Consider the following 14,504-nt stretch of genomic DNA (forward strand, 5'->3'; position numbering starts at 1 on the left):
TGGTCTTCATCATGCGGCTGTGGCACGCCGTTGACGTTGGCGAAGGTGTAACCCTCGTTACCCAGGCGGCGGGTGATCAGCTCGGAGGTGGTGGTCATCAGCTTGCGCGAGAACACCTGGCCCTTCTGCACCAGCAGCAACGACTTGACCTGGTCTTCAGGCACTTTCAGGTCGCCGCTGAGCTTGACGTCACGAACGGTGTATTTCTCGCCTTCGTTGACGTTGACGGTAATGTAGACGTGCTTCTTGTCCGGGGTGATGGACACCTGGGTCGAGGCGATGTCCATGTTGATGTAGCCGCGGTCCAGGTAGTAGGAACGCAGGCGCTCCAGGTCACCGGAGAGTTTTTCACGGGCGTACTTGTCGTCGTTCTTGAAGAACGACAGCCAGTTGGTGGTCTTGAGTTCGAACAGGTCGATCAGGTCTTCGTCAGGGAAAACCGTGTTGCCCACCACGTTGATGTGCTGGATGGCTGCCACGGTGCCTTCGTTGATATTGACCTTCAGGCCGACGCGGTTGCGCGGTTGCGGCACCACTTCGGTGTCGACGGTGGCCGAGTAGCGACCCTGGGCAACGTACTGGCGTTGCAGTTCGTTGCGTACACCTTCGAGGGTGGCACGCTGGAAGATCTCGCCTTCGGCCAGGCCGGATTGCTTGAGGCCTTTCATCAGGTCTTCAGTGGAGATCGCCTTGTTGCCTTCGATCTCGATACTGGCGACCGACGGGCGCTCGACAACGGTGATGACCAGCACATCACCGTCGTGTCCCAGTTGAATGTCCTGGAAAAAACCGGTCTTGAACAGCGCACGCGTGGACTCCACCAGGCGCCGCTCATCCGCGTTATCACCGACGTTCAACGGCAAGGCACCAAAGACGCTACCCGCGGAGACCCGCTGGAGGCCGTTGATACGAATATCGGAAATCTTGAAGCCTTGGGCGTGGGCAAGTGTGACATTGAGCAGCAGTGCAGCCGAGCAGAGCAGGCGCGAAAAATTCATCAAGATCTTATCCAGGACACATCGACAGGTGGTGTAGGTGGACGCGGATATCTCACCGCAAGACGAGTCACCGCGGGAGTGAGCGGGCTGGTGGCGAGCAAGCATAAAAGTTCGCTGCGTTTGGTGCGGTTAACCCAATGTCAAGTTAGGTAAAGGTTGGCCTGCGGCGATGACGGTGCGCGGCACACGGGCGATAATGGGCCGACACCTACTCAAGAGCGCCCCATGATCTCTGTATTGCTAGTCGACGATGACCAGGAACTGACGGGAATGCTCAGCCAATACCTGGAGCGCGAAGGCTTTGAGGCGACTGCCGTGCACACGGGGGAGGAAGGCGAGGTGCAAGCGCTGTCCGGTCGCTATAGCATCGTGGTGCTGGACGTGATGCTGCCGCGGTTGTCGGGTATCGAGGTGCTCAGGCGCATTCGGGCCGTGAGCCAGGTGCCGGTGGTGTTGCTGACAGCTCGTGGCGACAACATCGACAAGATCACCGGCCTGGAGCTGGGCGCCGATGACTATGTGCCCAAGCCCAGTTCGCCGGGGGAGCTGGTGGCGCGTTTGCGGGCGATCATGCGCCGGGTGCAGCCAGCGGATCGGCCATCCAGCGAAGTGATCAGGACCGGACCGCTGGTCCTGTGGCCCGGCAAGCGCCAGGCGCTCTGGCAGGGGCGCGAGCTGGGGGTGACCAGCACCGAGTTCAGTTTGCTCGAGGAACTGGCCCGCTGTGCCGGGCAAGTGGTGAGTAAACAGAACCTGTCGCTCAATGCCTTGGGCTGTCCCTTGACTCGCTATGACCGGCGCATCGATGTGCACATCAGCAGCATTCGCCACAAGCTGGGACCGCGCCCCGATGCCAAGGCCTGGATCCAGAGCGTGCGCGGCCTCGGTTACCTGTTGATCGCCGAATGATGAAGCCCAGCCGGCTGTTCTGGAAACTGTTCCTGGCGTTCTGGCTCGCCACCAGCTTGACGTTTCTGGTCGGGCTGGGCCTCTTGGTCATGGGCAGTTCCAGGCCGGGTGATCCTCATCTGGAAACGGTCCTTGCTACAGAAGAGCAGCTATTGCGACAGTTTGGCATCGAGTCGGGCCGGCAACTGCTGGCGGTGTGGGAGCACCCGGATGACCAGGCCGTTGGCGTCTATGACAGCGCAGGTCAGCTGTTGGCCGGCACGCCAGTGCCGCAACCGGCCTACGAGCGATCGATCATCGGCAAGGACGGCATCGTGCTGTCGCTCAAGTCATCCCATCCCCTGGACAAAAAAGGCGACAGAGGGCCGAGTCACTGGACGCCGTTGATCATCGGTACGGTCATGAGTGCGCTGTTCAGCGGTTACATGGCGTTCTACCTGGCATGGCCGCTGGCCTATCTTCGACGCGCCATGAGTGACGTGGCCCAGGGGCGCTTCGAGACCCGGGTCAAGCCGATCATGGGGGCGCGACGTGATGAGATCGTCGATCTGGCCGAAGACTGCGACCGAATGGCCAACCAGTTGAAGCTGTTGGTAGACGCCCAGCAACACTTGCTGCACGACATCTCCCACGAATTGCGCTCACCGCTGACCCGCATGCAAGCGGCCATCGGGCTGCTGCAGCAAGATCCAGCTCGCCTGGAAATGGTGGAACGCATCGACCGTGAGTCGGTGCGCATGGACACGCTGATCGAGGCGTTGTTGACCCTGGCACGCCTGCAGGGGCGACCGGAGAGTATCGAGCGCGAACCAACCGATGTGGTCGAGTTGCTGTCGGTGATCGTCGAGGACGCCCGATTCGAAGCGCAAATGAAAGGCTGCCAGGTCACCTTGCAGGCGTGCCCGGCGTTTGTCAGTCGGGTCAGCGGTGAGCTGTTGTATCGGTGTTTCGAGAACGTCATTCGAAACGCGGTGCGTCATACCCGGCCAAACACCACGGTGATGGTCGTGGCGAAGGTCAATGGCGTCGCAGATGGCTTGACGGTGCAGATCAGCGATCAGGGCGCGGGTGTTGAACATTCGCGACTACAGAGCATCTTCAACCCGTTCGAACGTGGCTTGAACGAAGTCAGTGCCGGCTTCGGCCTGGGCCTGGCCATTGCCTCAAGGTCCGTGGACATTCACGGTGGCACCATCCTGGCGCGCAACGAGCCGTCCGGTGGGCTGACGGTGGAAATCAGCTTGCCTCGTAGGGGGTGATCTTTACACGATATTACATTGACTTGACGGCCCTGTACGCCCCTCCCCAGTAGACTTTGCGCTCAAACTTACTCAGCGTTTGCTGGTGTTTCAGCGTGGAGGTGCTCATGTTTCTGGTTCATAAGAAGGGTTTCGTTCCCGGCAAGAGAATGGTCGACGGTCTGGTGCCTTATGACTTCTTCTGCGAAGACAATCCGAGCCTTAACCTGTTTGTCTTCACCGGTTCCGCCACCCCGGGCAAGGTGGTCGAGGAACAGACTCTCTGGGGATTTACCCGTCTTGAGCGTTTTGAAGCACTGAGCGGCACCCTGGTGTCGAACAAAAAGCAGAAGGGCTGGTTCCAGAAAGTCAATGTACTCACCGGCCCGGCCCAGAACGGCACGCAAGGCGTGAAGTTCCAGCGGGTGCTGAAAATCATCAAGCACACCGATGCATCGAGCCGGATCGCCAGCAAGGCCGACTACGAGATCCAGACAGACGAAGGCGACACCTACTTCACTCGTCAGCCTGCTGGGGGTGACGGTGCGCAAACCGTTATCTATTCGGCAGAACAATAAGCTCGATTTCAACGCGACGCTTCAGGATTCGCCGAGCTGAAACCGATAACCCACGCCATACAACGACTCGATCGGCTGCTCTCCTGGGCAAGCCTGTTCGAGCTTGCGCCGCAGATTACGGATATGGCTATCGACGGTGCGATCAGTGACCACCCGATGATCGGAATAGATCCGATTGAGCAATTGATCCCGGGAAAACACCCGCCCCGGGGACTGGGCCAGTGTACTGAGCAGGCGCAGTTCCAAGGGCGTCAGGTCCAGGGCGATGCCATCGAGTGACGCCTGGTAGCGGTCTTCGTCAATCAGCAGCCGGGCTGGCGCGGTGACGAGAAGTTGCGGGCTGCGCCGCAGGATCGCCTTGACCCTGGCTACCACTTCACGCGGACTGAAGGGTTTGCAGATGTAATCGTCGGCCCCCAGGTCCAACCCGAGCAGGCGATCGACTTCCTCCACGCGGGCGGTGATCATGATGATCGGCACGGCGCTGAAGCTGCGCAGCTCCTGGCACACTTGCAGGCCGTCGCGCCCCGGCAGCATCAGGTCGAGCAGGATCAACCGCGGCTCGCTGGCCCGTACCGCCGGCACCACTTGAAGGCCATTGTCCAGGCACTGGGTCGCATAGCCGGCGGCGATCAGGTAGTCGCGCATCAATGCGGCCAGCTTGGGTTCGTCTTCGACGATCAGGATCGGGCTGTCATGGGTCATGTTCAGGCATTCCGTGGCAGGCGCAGGGTCAGCCAAAGGCCGCCCAACGGCGAGTGCTCGGCGCTGAGGCTGCCGCCATGGGCCAGGGCGATGCTGTGACAGATGGCCAGTCCCAGGCCGGCGCCGCCACTGGCGCGATTGCGTGAGGTTTCGCCGCGGTAAAAACGCTCGAACAGCCGCGGCAGTTGAGCCGCATCGACCCCGGGGCCAGAGTCGAGAAAATCGATGCGTACGACGTCGTCCTCGCTGGCGGCACGAATGCGCAGCACGCCACCCTCGTCGGTATAACGCACTGCGTTTTCCAGCAGATTGCCGAACAGTTGCTGCAGGCGCTTGGGGTCGGCTTCGACCTGCAGCGGCGTTGTCGGCAATTCCAGCTCCAAACGCAGATGCCGGGCATTGCAGCGCTCCTGGAACATCGCCACGCACCCGTCCAGCAGTTCGTTGAGATCGCATTCGCTCTTGCGGTAAGTCAGCGCGCCGACATCGGCCAGGGACAGTTCGTACAGATCATCCACCAGTTTGCTGAGCATGCCGACTTCGCCTTGCAGCGATTTCATCGAGGACGAGTCGAGGGGGCGCACGCCGTCTTTGATGGCTTCCAGCTCACCACGCAATACCGACAACGGGGTGCGCAGTTCGTGGGACACATCGGCCATGAACTCCCGGCGCATTTTTTCGTTGCGTTCCAGGGTATACGCCAACTGGTTGAAGTCTCGGGCCAACTGACCGACTTCGTCATTGGAGGCCACCGACACGCGGTTGCTGTATTCCCCGGCGGCCAACCGGTGCGTGGCGGCGGCCACTCGCTTGACCGGGTCAAGCAGGGTACGGGCGATCCACCAGGCAATCAGCATCGCCAACAGCAACGAGAGCACGCCCACGGCCAGGCTGGTGCGCACCAAATACTGACGAAAGCGTTCACCGCCAGCTTCGGTCACGTTCTGGAACGGCGTCACCGCCAGCCAGCCGACGGTTTTGCCGGCGACCTCGATCGGGCGCATCAGGGCGTCGTCGGCAATCGCCGAGTAGCCCATGACCAACTGTTTCTGCTGATCCAGCAGGGCGATGCGAAACACCGCCCCGGTCAGGTCGGACATCGGCATGGGGGGGCGCTCTGGGTGGGTGGTGTTTTCGCCCGGTTCCGGGCGCAGGAGCTCGAACCAGCGATCCGGCTGGTTGCGCAGGAATTCCCAGTCGCCTTCGCGCTCGTAGGCGTTGGCCAGGCGGGGGAGCACCGGCTTCATGCGCAACAGGGCCTGTTCGTTGAGGTAGTCGAGAAAACCGTTGCCAAAGCTCCAGCCGTTGGCCGCCCCCATGCTCAGGATGACAAACAGCACGCTGGCCATGACGGCAATAAACAGCTTGGTGGAGATGCTCAGTTTCATGGGCTCGGGCAGTTCGATGAATGGCCCGACCATTTAGGCCCTGGTGCGATGAAGATTCAAGGGTGGCGGGCAATCTTCAATTTTCCTGCACATTTGCCTCGCAGTATGGCGCCTGGCTTGAACCATCCGTCTTGCAGAGGCATTTATGTCGACCAAATTATTCGCCAAATCCCTGGTGACCGCCGCCATCCTGGTGTGCTTGATCGTTTTGTTCATGTTGGGCGGTTGCTCCGGCGAGTCGGCACCCACACCCGAACCGCCCAAGGTCTCGGTGATCACCGTGCAGCCGCAAAGTCAGGCGCTGACCACTGAGCTGGCCGGACGCACCCAGGCGTTCATGGTCGCCGAGATACGCCCGCAGGTCGGCGGTATCGTCCAGCAGCGGTTGTTTGTCGAAGGGGCCGAGGTCAAGGCCGGACAGGCGCTGTATCAACTGGATGCTTCCTCTTACAAGGCCGCATTGGCTGAGGCCCAGGCGAACCTCGCCAAGGCACGCGCCACCTTGAAGTCGGCCCAGGCCACGGCCAAGCGTGACGCCCAGTTGGTAAAGATCGATGCCATCAGCCAGCAGGACAACGAGGATGCCCAGGCCAACCTGATGACCGCCGAAGCGGAAGTGCAAGTGGCCCAGGCCGATGTCGACACCGCACGCATCAACCTGGCGTATACCCGCATCAGTTCCCCCGTCAGTGGGCGCGTCGAAACCTCGACGGTCACGCCCGGCGCGCTGGTGGTGGCCAACCAGGACAGCGCACTGACCACCGTGCAGCAGTTGGACCCGATGTATGTAGACGTCACCCAGTCGACCACCGAACTGTTGCGGCTCAAGCGTGACCTGGCCAGCGGTGTGCTGCAGAGCAATGGCGAAGGTGAAGCGCGGATCAGCCTCAAGCTCGATGACGGCAGCACCTATGCCCATGAAGGTCGCTTGAAGTTCAGTGGGGTCAGCGTCAATGAGGGCACGGGCACGGTGACCCTGCGGGCGCAAATCGCCAACCCGGACCGGCTGTTGCTGCCGGGCATGTACGTGCGGGCGGTGCTGGAGCAGGCGCGGGATGACAAGGCCATCCTGATTCCACAGAAGGCGGTGACCCGCAGTGCCAGCGGTGCGACTTCGGTGCTGGTGGTGGTCGACGGCAAAGTCGAGCAGCGCATGCTGACCATCGACCGCGCCGTGGATAACCAGTGGTGGGTCACGGCGGGGCTGAACGCGGGAGACCAGGTGATTGTCGAGGGGGGGCAGAAGGTCCGGGTCGGTGAAACCGTCGTGGCACAGAATACCGGTACCCGCAGCCGTACGCAGAAAGCGACGCCTGTTGCCATCGCGCAGGAGGGCTGAACATGGCGCGTTTCTTTATCGACCGACCGATTTTCGCCTGGGTCATCGCCATCGTCATCATGCTCGCTGGCGCCTTGTCCATCAGCCAGTTGCCCCTGGAACAGTACCCGGACATCGCGCCGCCGACGGTGCGCATTTCCGCGACCTACACCGGCGCCTCGGCCAAGACCGTGGAAGACTCGGTGACCCAGGTCATCGAACAGCAAATGAAGGGCCTGGACAACCTGACCTACATGTCGGCCTCCAGCAGCTCGGACGGCAGCGCCAGCATCAGCCTGACCTTCACCGCCGGCACCAACCCGGACGTGGCCCAGATGCAGGTGCAGAACAAGCTGCAACAGGCCGAGTCGAGGTTGCCGCAGTCGGTGCAAAGCGAGGGGCTGACCGTGACCAAGGGCGGTTCGGACTTCCTGATGATTGCCGCCCTGGCCTCCGACAATCCGAGCGTCACCGGCACGCAGATCGGCGATTACATTTCCAGCACCTTGCTCGATTCCATCAGCCGCATCGACGGTGTCGGCGATGTGCAGACATTGGGCTCCGGCTATGCCATGCGTATCTGGCTGGACCCGGCCCTGCTGGAAAAATACGCGCTGATGCCTTCGGATGTCAGCACGGCCCTGGAGGCGCAGAACACCGAGGTTTCTGCCGGTCAGCTCGGCGCCATGCCGGCGGTGAAAGGTCAGCAGTTGAACGCCACCATCAGCGCCCGCAGCAAGCTGCAAACCGTCGAGGAGTTTCGCAATGTGGTGGTCAAGTCCACCAGTGACGGTGCGGTGGTGCTGCTTGGAGATGTGGCGCGGGTCGAATTGGGCAGTGAAAGCTACGATGTCAGCTCTGCTCTCAACGGCAAACCCGCTGCCGCCATGGGCGTCCAGCTCGCCGCCGGGGCCAACGCCCTGAACGTCGGTGAGGCGGTGAAGGCCAAGCTCAAGGAGCTTGAGCCGTTCTATCCGACGGAGCTGCAACTCAAGAACGTGATTGCCTACGACACCACGCCCTTTGTCAGCCTGTCCATCGAAGAAGTGGTCAAGTCACTGGGTGAGGCGATTGTCCTGGTGGTGCTGATCATGTTCCTTTTCCTGCAGAACCTGCGGGCCACGTTGATCCCCGCGATCACGGTGCCGGTGGTGCTGCTGGGGACATTCGGCGTGCTGGCGCTGTTCGGTTATTCGATCAATACCCTGACCATGTTCGCCATGGTCCTGGCCATCGGCCTATTGGTGGACGACGCGATTGTGGTGGTGGAGAACGTCGAGCGGGTAATGGGCGAGCAGGGGCTCTCGGCCCTGGACGCCACGCGCCAGTCGATGGATGAAATCACCAGCGCCCTGGTCGGCATCGCCCTGGTGCTCAGTGCGGTGTTCATTCCCATGGCGTTTTTTGGCGGCTCCACAGGCGTTATCTACCGGCAGTTTTCGGTCACCATCGTCTCGGCCATGGTGCTCTCGGTACTCGTCGCCATGACGCTGACGCCGGCATTGTGCGCGACCTTGCTCAAGCCGTCCGATGGTCAGGGCCATGGCGCTCAACGTGGATTCTTCGGCTGGTTCAACCGCACGTTCGAGCGTGCTGCCGAGGCCTATAAACGGCAGGTGGGGGGCATTTTGCAGCGCGGGCGCGTTGGCTGGCTGGTGTATGGGCTGGTGCTGCTGCTGATGGCCGTCGGATATTTCAGCCTGCCGACTTCGTTCCTGCCGGACGAAGACCAAGGCATTCTCATGGCCCAGGTGCAGCTACCCGTCGGGGCCACGGACAGCCGCACGCAAGCGGTGGTCAAGCAGTTAGAAAGCTACCTGCTCGAACAGCCGGAAGTCGAAGCACTGATCAGCATTTCCGGCCTGGGCATGAACGGCAACAGCCAGAACAGCGCCCGTGCCTTTATCCGGCTCAAGGACTGGAGCGAGCGCACGGGGGCGGGGCAGGATGCGGCGTCCTTCGCCCAGCGCGCGACTATGGCGCTGTCGAGCATCGGCGATGCCAATGTGTTCGTCATGCAACCGCCGGCCGTGCGCGGTCTGGGGCAGACGTCCGGCTTCGACCTGCAACTCAAGGACCTCGCCGGCCTGGGGCATGACACGCTGGTGGCGGCACGGGAAAAACTCATCGAGCTGGCCAACCAGGACCCTCGCTTGCTCGGGGTACGCAGCAATGGCCTGGACGACGCGCCGCAGCTCAAGGTCAGCATCGATGATCGCAAGGCCGGGGCCTTGAGCCTGAGCACCAGCGACATCAACACCACGCTGTCCACGGCGTTGGGCGGCACTTATGTCAATGACTTCCTCAACCAGGGGCGGGTGAAGAAGGTCTACGTCCAGGGTGAGGCTGCGGCGCGGATGCAGGCGGCTGACCTGGAGCACTGGTTCGTGCGCAACAGCAACGATGAAATGGTGCCGTTTTCTTCGTTCGCCAGCAGTTCCTGGAGCTACGGCTCGCCGTTGCTGGAGCGCTACAACGGCAACGCCTCGCTGGAGGTGGTTGGCGATCCGGCGCCCGGCGTCAGTTCCGGGGACGCCATGGATGCGGTGCAAGCGCTGGTCAAACAATTGCCGGAGGGTATCGGCTACGAATGGACGGGGCAGTCCTATCAGTTGCGCCTTTCCGGTTCGCAGGCGCCGTTGCTGTACGGGATTTCGGTGCTGTTCGTGTTCCTCTGCCTCGCTGCGCTCTATGAGAGTTGGTCGGTGCCTTTCTCGGTGATGCTGGTGGTGCCGCTGGGGGTGGTGGGTGCGGTGCTGGCTACGCGTGTCAGTGGCTTGAGCAACGACGTGTATTTTCAGGTCGGGCTGTTGACCACCGTGGGATTGGCCGCCAAGAACGCCATTCTGATCGTCGAGTTCGCCAAGCACCTGCAAGAGCAGGGCAATAGCTTGCGCGAAGCGACATTGATCGCTGTGAGCCAACGCCTGCGGCCGATTCTCATGACGTCCCTGGCCTTCATGTTCGGCGTATTGCCCCTGGCCCTGAGTAGCGGTGCCGGTTCCGCCGGACGTCAGGCCATTGGTACCGGTGTGCTGGGCGGCATGTTGTCCGCCACGGTGTTGGGGATCTTCTTCGTTCCTTTGTTTTTTGTGCAGATTCGCCGGCGTTTCGGCCGCGTTTCCACGGTTTCGACCTCTGTTCCATCCGCCCAGTCAGGTGACGCATGATCAAGTTTCGCTGGCCATTGCTGGCCATCCTCACGCTGTTCGGTGGCTGCATGAATCTGGCGCCGCAGTATGAACGCCCTGAGGCGCCAGTCTCCGAGCAATGGCTGCCGGCGGCCAGCACGCCCAAGGGTGAGGTGAGTGCCGACATCGAGTGGCAGAATTTTTTCACCGACAGCCGCCTGGCGCGCTTGCAGTCCCTGGCGCTGAGCAACAACCGCGACCTGCGCCTGGCGGTCCTGAACGTTGAAAAGGCCCAGGCGCAGTACCGCATCCAGCGCGCCGAGTCCTTGCCTTCGATCGATGCGAGTGTCAGTGGCACTCACAGTCGCACGCCTGGCTCGTTGTCCAACACAGGCTCGGCGGCCACCACCCATGACTACAGTGCGCAACTGGGGTTGAGCAGTTATGAAGTGGATCTGTTCGGACGGGTGCAGAACCTTCAGGACGAAGCCCTGGAGGACTATCTGTCCTTGACCGAAACCCGACGCAGCACGCAGATCAGCCTGGTGGCCGAAGTGGCGACGGCCTGGCTGACCCTGGCGGCCGACAACGAGCGTCTGCACTTGGCCCAGGAGACCTTGCGCAGCCAGCAGGCGACCTACGAACTGACTCAACGCAGCCACGCCCTGGGCGGCTCCTCCGGTCTGTCCGTGGCCCAGGCGCAAACTACCGTGGAGTCGGCGCGGGTCGATGCAGCGGCGTATGAAAGCCAGATCCTGCAGGATCGCAACGCCCTGCGGCTGCTGGTGGGCAGCGACATCCCCGAAGAGTTGTTGCCGGGTGCTTACCTGGAATCGGCCGCGGCGCTGGTGCAGGTGCCGGCAGAGCTGCCTTCCAGCCTGTTGCAACGACGCCCCGATGTGCTGGCCGCCGAGCACACGCTCAAGTCGGCCAATATCGACATCGGTGCCGCCCGTGCGGCGTTCTTTCCCAGCATCAGCCTGACGGCCAATGCCGGTTCCTCAAGCTCGGCCCTGTCTGGCCTGTTCAAGTCCGGCAGTGGCGCCTGGACGTTTGCCCCGAGCATCAGCCTGCCGATCTTCGATGCCGGCAGTAACCGCGCGACGCTGGACTCGGCCAAGACCGAGCGCGAGATCCAGGTGCAGACCTACCAGCAAACACTGCAGAGCGCCTTCAAGGAAGTGGCCGATGCCCTGGCGGATCGCAGCACGCTGGATCGCCGTATCGAGGCCCAACAGGCGTTGACCGACGCCAGCCGCAAGAGCTTCGAACTCTCCGACGCTTTGTACCGTGGTGGTTCGCAAAGCTATCTCGAAGCCCTCGACGCCCAGCGCTCTCTGTACAGCGCGCAGCAGGACCTGATCACCTTGCGCCTGACCGAGCAGAGCAACCGTGTGACGTTGTACAAGGTGATGGGCGGCGGCTGGAATTAAGGAGTGCTCTGGGAGGAGTACCTGTGAGAGGAGTGTCTGTGAGCGCCAAGCCCCCTTGTGGGAGCCGAGCTTGCTCGCGATAGCGTCAGCAGATTCACCATCCCTGCCAACTGACCCACCGCCATCGCGAGCAAGCTCAGCCCCCACAGGAGATTTGTGGTGAACACAGATGAATTGGAACCAGGCTCAAGCCGCCGTCGATTTCTCCCGGCTGTCGCTCGCGGTGTCGCGGAACAGCCGGGGCGACATGCCGAACGTCGATTTGAAATGCCGGCTGAAGTGGGAGCTGCTGCCATAGCCCCAGGCGTAGGCGATCTCGGTGAGCGAGCGGTGGGCGTGCTCCCGGTTGCGCAGGTCCTCGGCACAACGTGACAGGCGCCGCTGCCAGATGTATTCGCTGACACTGCACCCCAGTTCATCCTGGAACGCGCGGTGCAGGCTGCGTACCGAGCACTGTTCGGCGTTGGCGATGCGTTCGATGGTCAGGTCGCGGTCGCCCAGGTGGCGCTCGATGTACGCCTTGAGGCGGTTCTGCTTGAAGAAGCGGAAGTCGTGTTCGAGTTGCTTTTCTTCCTGTTTGTTCTTCAGCGCGTTATCCAGCAGCCCGGTGATGCTGTCACCGATCAGCCCGGCCGAATGGTTGTTCAGCAAGGGATATTGGTTATAGGCATCGCTGATCAGGTGCATGAGCATCCGCCCCAGTCCATTGCGACCATTAAGGTGCATGTCGGCGGTTTGCGCGAACTGCCCGGACGCCCCCTGGAACAGCAGGATGAAATGTTCGCAGCCTTGCGTGCTGGTTACGTTGAACGGTTTACCGCAGTCCACCAGGAGCATTTCGTCAGGGGCCAGCACGCTGCTTTGCTGGCCCTGCTCGAAATGACTGACGCCAGCCACCTGCATGATCAACATGCGCGGCGTATCGAGGGCGTCGACCGCCTTGCTCAGGTGGCGCGAATATCGATGGGCGCTGGCGGTCATTCGACAGAAACGCAACTGGCCCAGGTCCCCGTACTCCAGCCGGCCCTGGAAGTTGCTGTCATGCAACGGGTCGATGAACGTCGATTCCAGCCGTTTTATATAGTCCGGCGTACGCCCCAGGTGATCGCTCATGAACTCTTTCCATTTCATCAGGCGGTCGGAGCGAACAACCTGATCGGTGGACACGCAGGCTAAATGGTTCATTTTTCGCCTCTATTTATTATTGTTTTCTGACGGATCGGGCAAAGGGGTCGATTTGCCCGATCCGGGCCTGATCAAGGTTGCCACAGACTCAGAACGGGTAGTGATGGCCTCCGGGCTGCCAGGTCACCCAATGGGCACGAGTAAATTCATCCAGGGCATAGTGACCGTTGAAGCGCCCGAGGCCGGAATTCTTTTCACCGCCGAACGGGGCATTGGGTTGGTCATCGACGGTGATGTCGTTGATATGGGTCATGCCCGCCACAATGCCACGGGCGAAGTTCAAGCCACGGGCCATGTCCCGGGTGAACACGGCACTGGACAGGCCATACTCGCTGGCGTTCGCCAACGCCAATGCATGGGTTTCGTTTTCTGCGACCAGCAGCGGCATCAGGGGGCCGAACGTTTCATCGCGGGCCAGTTCCTGATCGGCTCCCACTTCACCGAACACATGGGCAGGCAGCACCAGCCCGGATGCCGGGCCGCCGCACAGTTGCTTGAGGCCGGCACTCCGGGCGCCGTCGAGCTTGCGCAGCAGGCCATCGAGCTGGCTCTGATTGACCACTGGCCCGATCACCGTGTCTGCCTTGGTCGGATCACCCGTCTTGAGGTTGCGCACGCGCTCCACCACCAGCGACGCGAAATCGGCATACAGCGAGCGGTCGACAATCACTCGGTTGACGCTCATGCAGATCTGGCCCTGGTGCAGGAAACGCCCGACCACCGCAGCGTGCGCCGCAACGTCAATGTCGGCGTCATCCAGCACCACCAGCGGCGCATTGCCGCCCAGTTCCAGGGCCACGCGCTTGATGTGTTTGCCACCGGTGGCAATACGGCCGACATTGCGTCCCACATCCGTCGAACCAGTGAAGGAAATCAGGCTCGGCACAGGGTGCTCGACAAAAGCATCGCCGATTTCCGAGCCCGCGCCGACCACCACGTTGAGCGAGCCCTCGGGGAAGCCGGCCTCTTCGAACAGGTGGGCAATCAGCAGGCCGCCGGTCACTGCTGTGTCGCTGGCGGGCTTGAGCACGATCGTGTTGCCCAGGGCGAGTGCCGGCACCACCGAGCGCATGCTCAGGTACAGCGGGAAATTCCATGGGCTGATGACGCCCACCACACCCAAGGGCTCACGGAAGACAAAGCTCTGTTCGCCGGGCTTGTAGCTGGTCAGGATCCGACCTTCGACCTGCATCGGCATCGTCGTGCATTCGCGCACCAGGTTAAGCGTGAACTGCCATTCCATGCTCGCCTTGATCCGGGTGCTGCCGGATTCGTGGATCAGCCAGTCGATGATTTCTTCGCGGCGGCTCTGGATGACCTGGGCGAGCTTTTCAAGTTGTGCGCCGCGCTGGGTGGGGTGCAGTTGTGCCCACGCTGCCTGCGCCTTTTGCGCCGCCTGATAGGCGTCGTCGAGATCGGCAATCGAGGCCAGGGGCATCGCCAGCAGTTGTTCGCCGTTGAAGGGGTTGCGGTCGTCCAGGCGGCGTGCGGAGCGTCCTGCACGCCAGGTGCCGTTGATGTATTGGTCGCCGTTGATGGCGTAGGGCGCGAGCGGTTGAGTCGTCATGGTCTTTTACCTTTGGAGGCAGGTGATCGCCTCGTTTAGAAATCAAGGGTGCAA

General features: G+C 61.8%; 11 protein-coding genes. 6 read left to right on the forward strand and 5 right to left on the reverse strand.

What is annotated here, in order from left to right; translation table 11 throughout:
• Positions 1-998 (reverse strand): outer membrane protein assembly factor BamA (gene bamA / locus BLO97_RS12890; protein WP_092346100.1); only part of this gene is annotated, 998 nt, incomplete at its 3' end.
• Positions 999-1,223: 225 nt separating this feature from the next.
• Between bamA and BLO97_RS12895 the strand changes: the two genes are divergently transcribed.
• The 3 genes from BLO97_RS12895 to BLO97_RS12905 all read left to right on the forward strand — a co-directional run bounded on the left by BLO97_RS12895 (position 1,224) and on the right by BLO97_RS12905 (position 3,723).
• A complete protein-coding gene (locus tag BLO97_RS12895; RefSeq protein ID WP_060738151.1) occupies positions 1,224-1,907 on the forward strand; it encodes a response regulator transcription factor in 684 nt (227 codons plus the stop codon).
• Positions 1,904-3,166 (forward strand): sensor histidine kinase, encoded by a 1,263-nt coding sequence (locus tag BLO97_RS12900; protein ID WP_092346102.1) that lies wholly within the window; start codon positions 1,904-1,906, stop codon positions 3,164-3,166. Before BLO97_RS12895 ends, BLO97_RS12900 begins: the two co-directional genes overlap by 4 nt.
• Before the next feature lie 107 nt (positions 3,167-3,273).
• Positions 3,274-3,723: a hypothetical protein gene (locus BLO97_RS12905; RefSeq protein ID WP_092346104.1), complete on the forward strand. Its 450-nt coding sequence runs from the start codon at positions 3,274-3,276 to the stop codon at positions 3,721-3,723.
• Between the two features lie 21 nt (positions 3,724-3,744).
• Here the strand turns inward: BLO97_RS12905 and BLO97_RS12910 are convergent, their stop codons facing one another.
• On the reverse strand, positions 3,745-4,428 hold the full coding sequence (locus BLO97_RS12910) for a response regulator (protein WP_092346106.1): 684 nt from the start codon (positions 4,426-4,428) through the stop codon (positions 3,745-3,747).
• A gap of 2 nt (positions 4,429-4,430) precedes the next feature.
• Positions 4,431-5,849: a sensor histidine kinase efflux regulator BaeS gene (gene baeS, locus BLO97_RS12915; RefSeq protein WP_092346108.1), complete on the reverse strand. Its 1,419-nt coding sequence runs from the start codon at positions 5,847-5,849 to the stop codon at positions 4,431-4,433.
• Positions 5,850-5,961: 112 nt separating this feature from the next.
• Between baeS and BLO97_RS12920 the strand changes: the two genes are divergently transcribed.
• The 3 genes from BLO97_RS12920 to BLO97_RS12930 are packed head-to-tail and all read left to right on the forward strand — an operon-like array spanning position 5,962 to position 11,698.
• Entirely contained in the window at positions 5,962-7,155 is a 1,194-nt protein-coding gene (locus BLO97_RS12920; protein WP_092346110.1) for an efflux RND transporter periplasmic adaptor subunit, read from the forward strand.
• A gap of 2 nt (positions 7,156-7,157) precedes the next feature.
• A complete protein-coding gene (locus tag BLO97_RS12925; protein WP_092346112.1) occupies positions 7,158-10,304 on the forward strand; it encodes an efflux RND transporter permease subunit in 3,147 nt (1,048 codons plus the stop codon).
• Positions 10,301-11,698 (forward strand): efflux transporter outer membrane subunit, encoded by a 1,398-nt coding sequence (locus tag BLO97_RS12930; protein WP_092346114.1) that lies wholly within the window; start codon positions 10,301-10,303, stop codon positions 11,696-11,698. The genes BLO97_RS12925 and BLO97_RS12930 overlap by 4 nt, the downstream gene beginning before the upstream one ends.
• A 186-nt stretch (positions 11,699-11,884) precedes the next feature.
• On the opposite strand, the gene BLO97_RS12935 is transcribed toward BLO97_RS12930, so the two are convergent.
• Positions 11,885-12,883 carry a helix-turn-helix domain-containing protein gene (locus BLO97_RS12935; protein ID WP_092346116.1) on the reverse strand — a complete coding sequence of 333 codons (999 nt, stop codon included), beginning with the start codon at positions 12,881-12,883 and terminating at the stop codon, positions 11,885-11,887.
• Positions 12,884-12,971: 88 nt separating this feature from the next.
• The gene (locus BLO97_RS12940; protein WP_092346118.1) at positions 12,972-14,450 is read right to left on the reverse strand and encodes an aldehyde dehydrogenase family protein; all 1,479 of its coding nucleotides are present in this window, start codon (positions 14,448-14,450) and stop codon (positions 12,972-12,974) included.
• Positions 14,451-14,504: the final 54 nt, after the last annotated feature.

Origin of the sequence: Pseudomonas sp. NFACC05-1 (assembly GCF_900100135.1) — a bacterium.
Classification (GTDB): Bacteria; Pseudomonadota; Gammaproteobacteria; order Pseudomonadales; family Pseudomonadaceae; genus Aquipseudomonas; species Aquipseudomonas fluorescens_Q.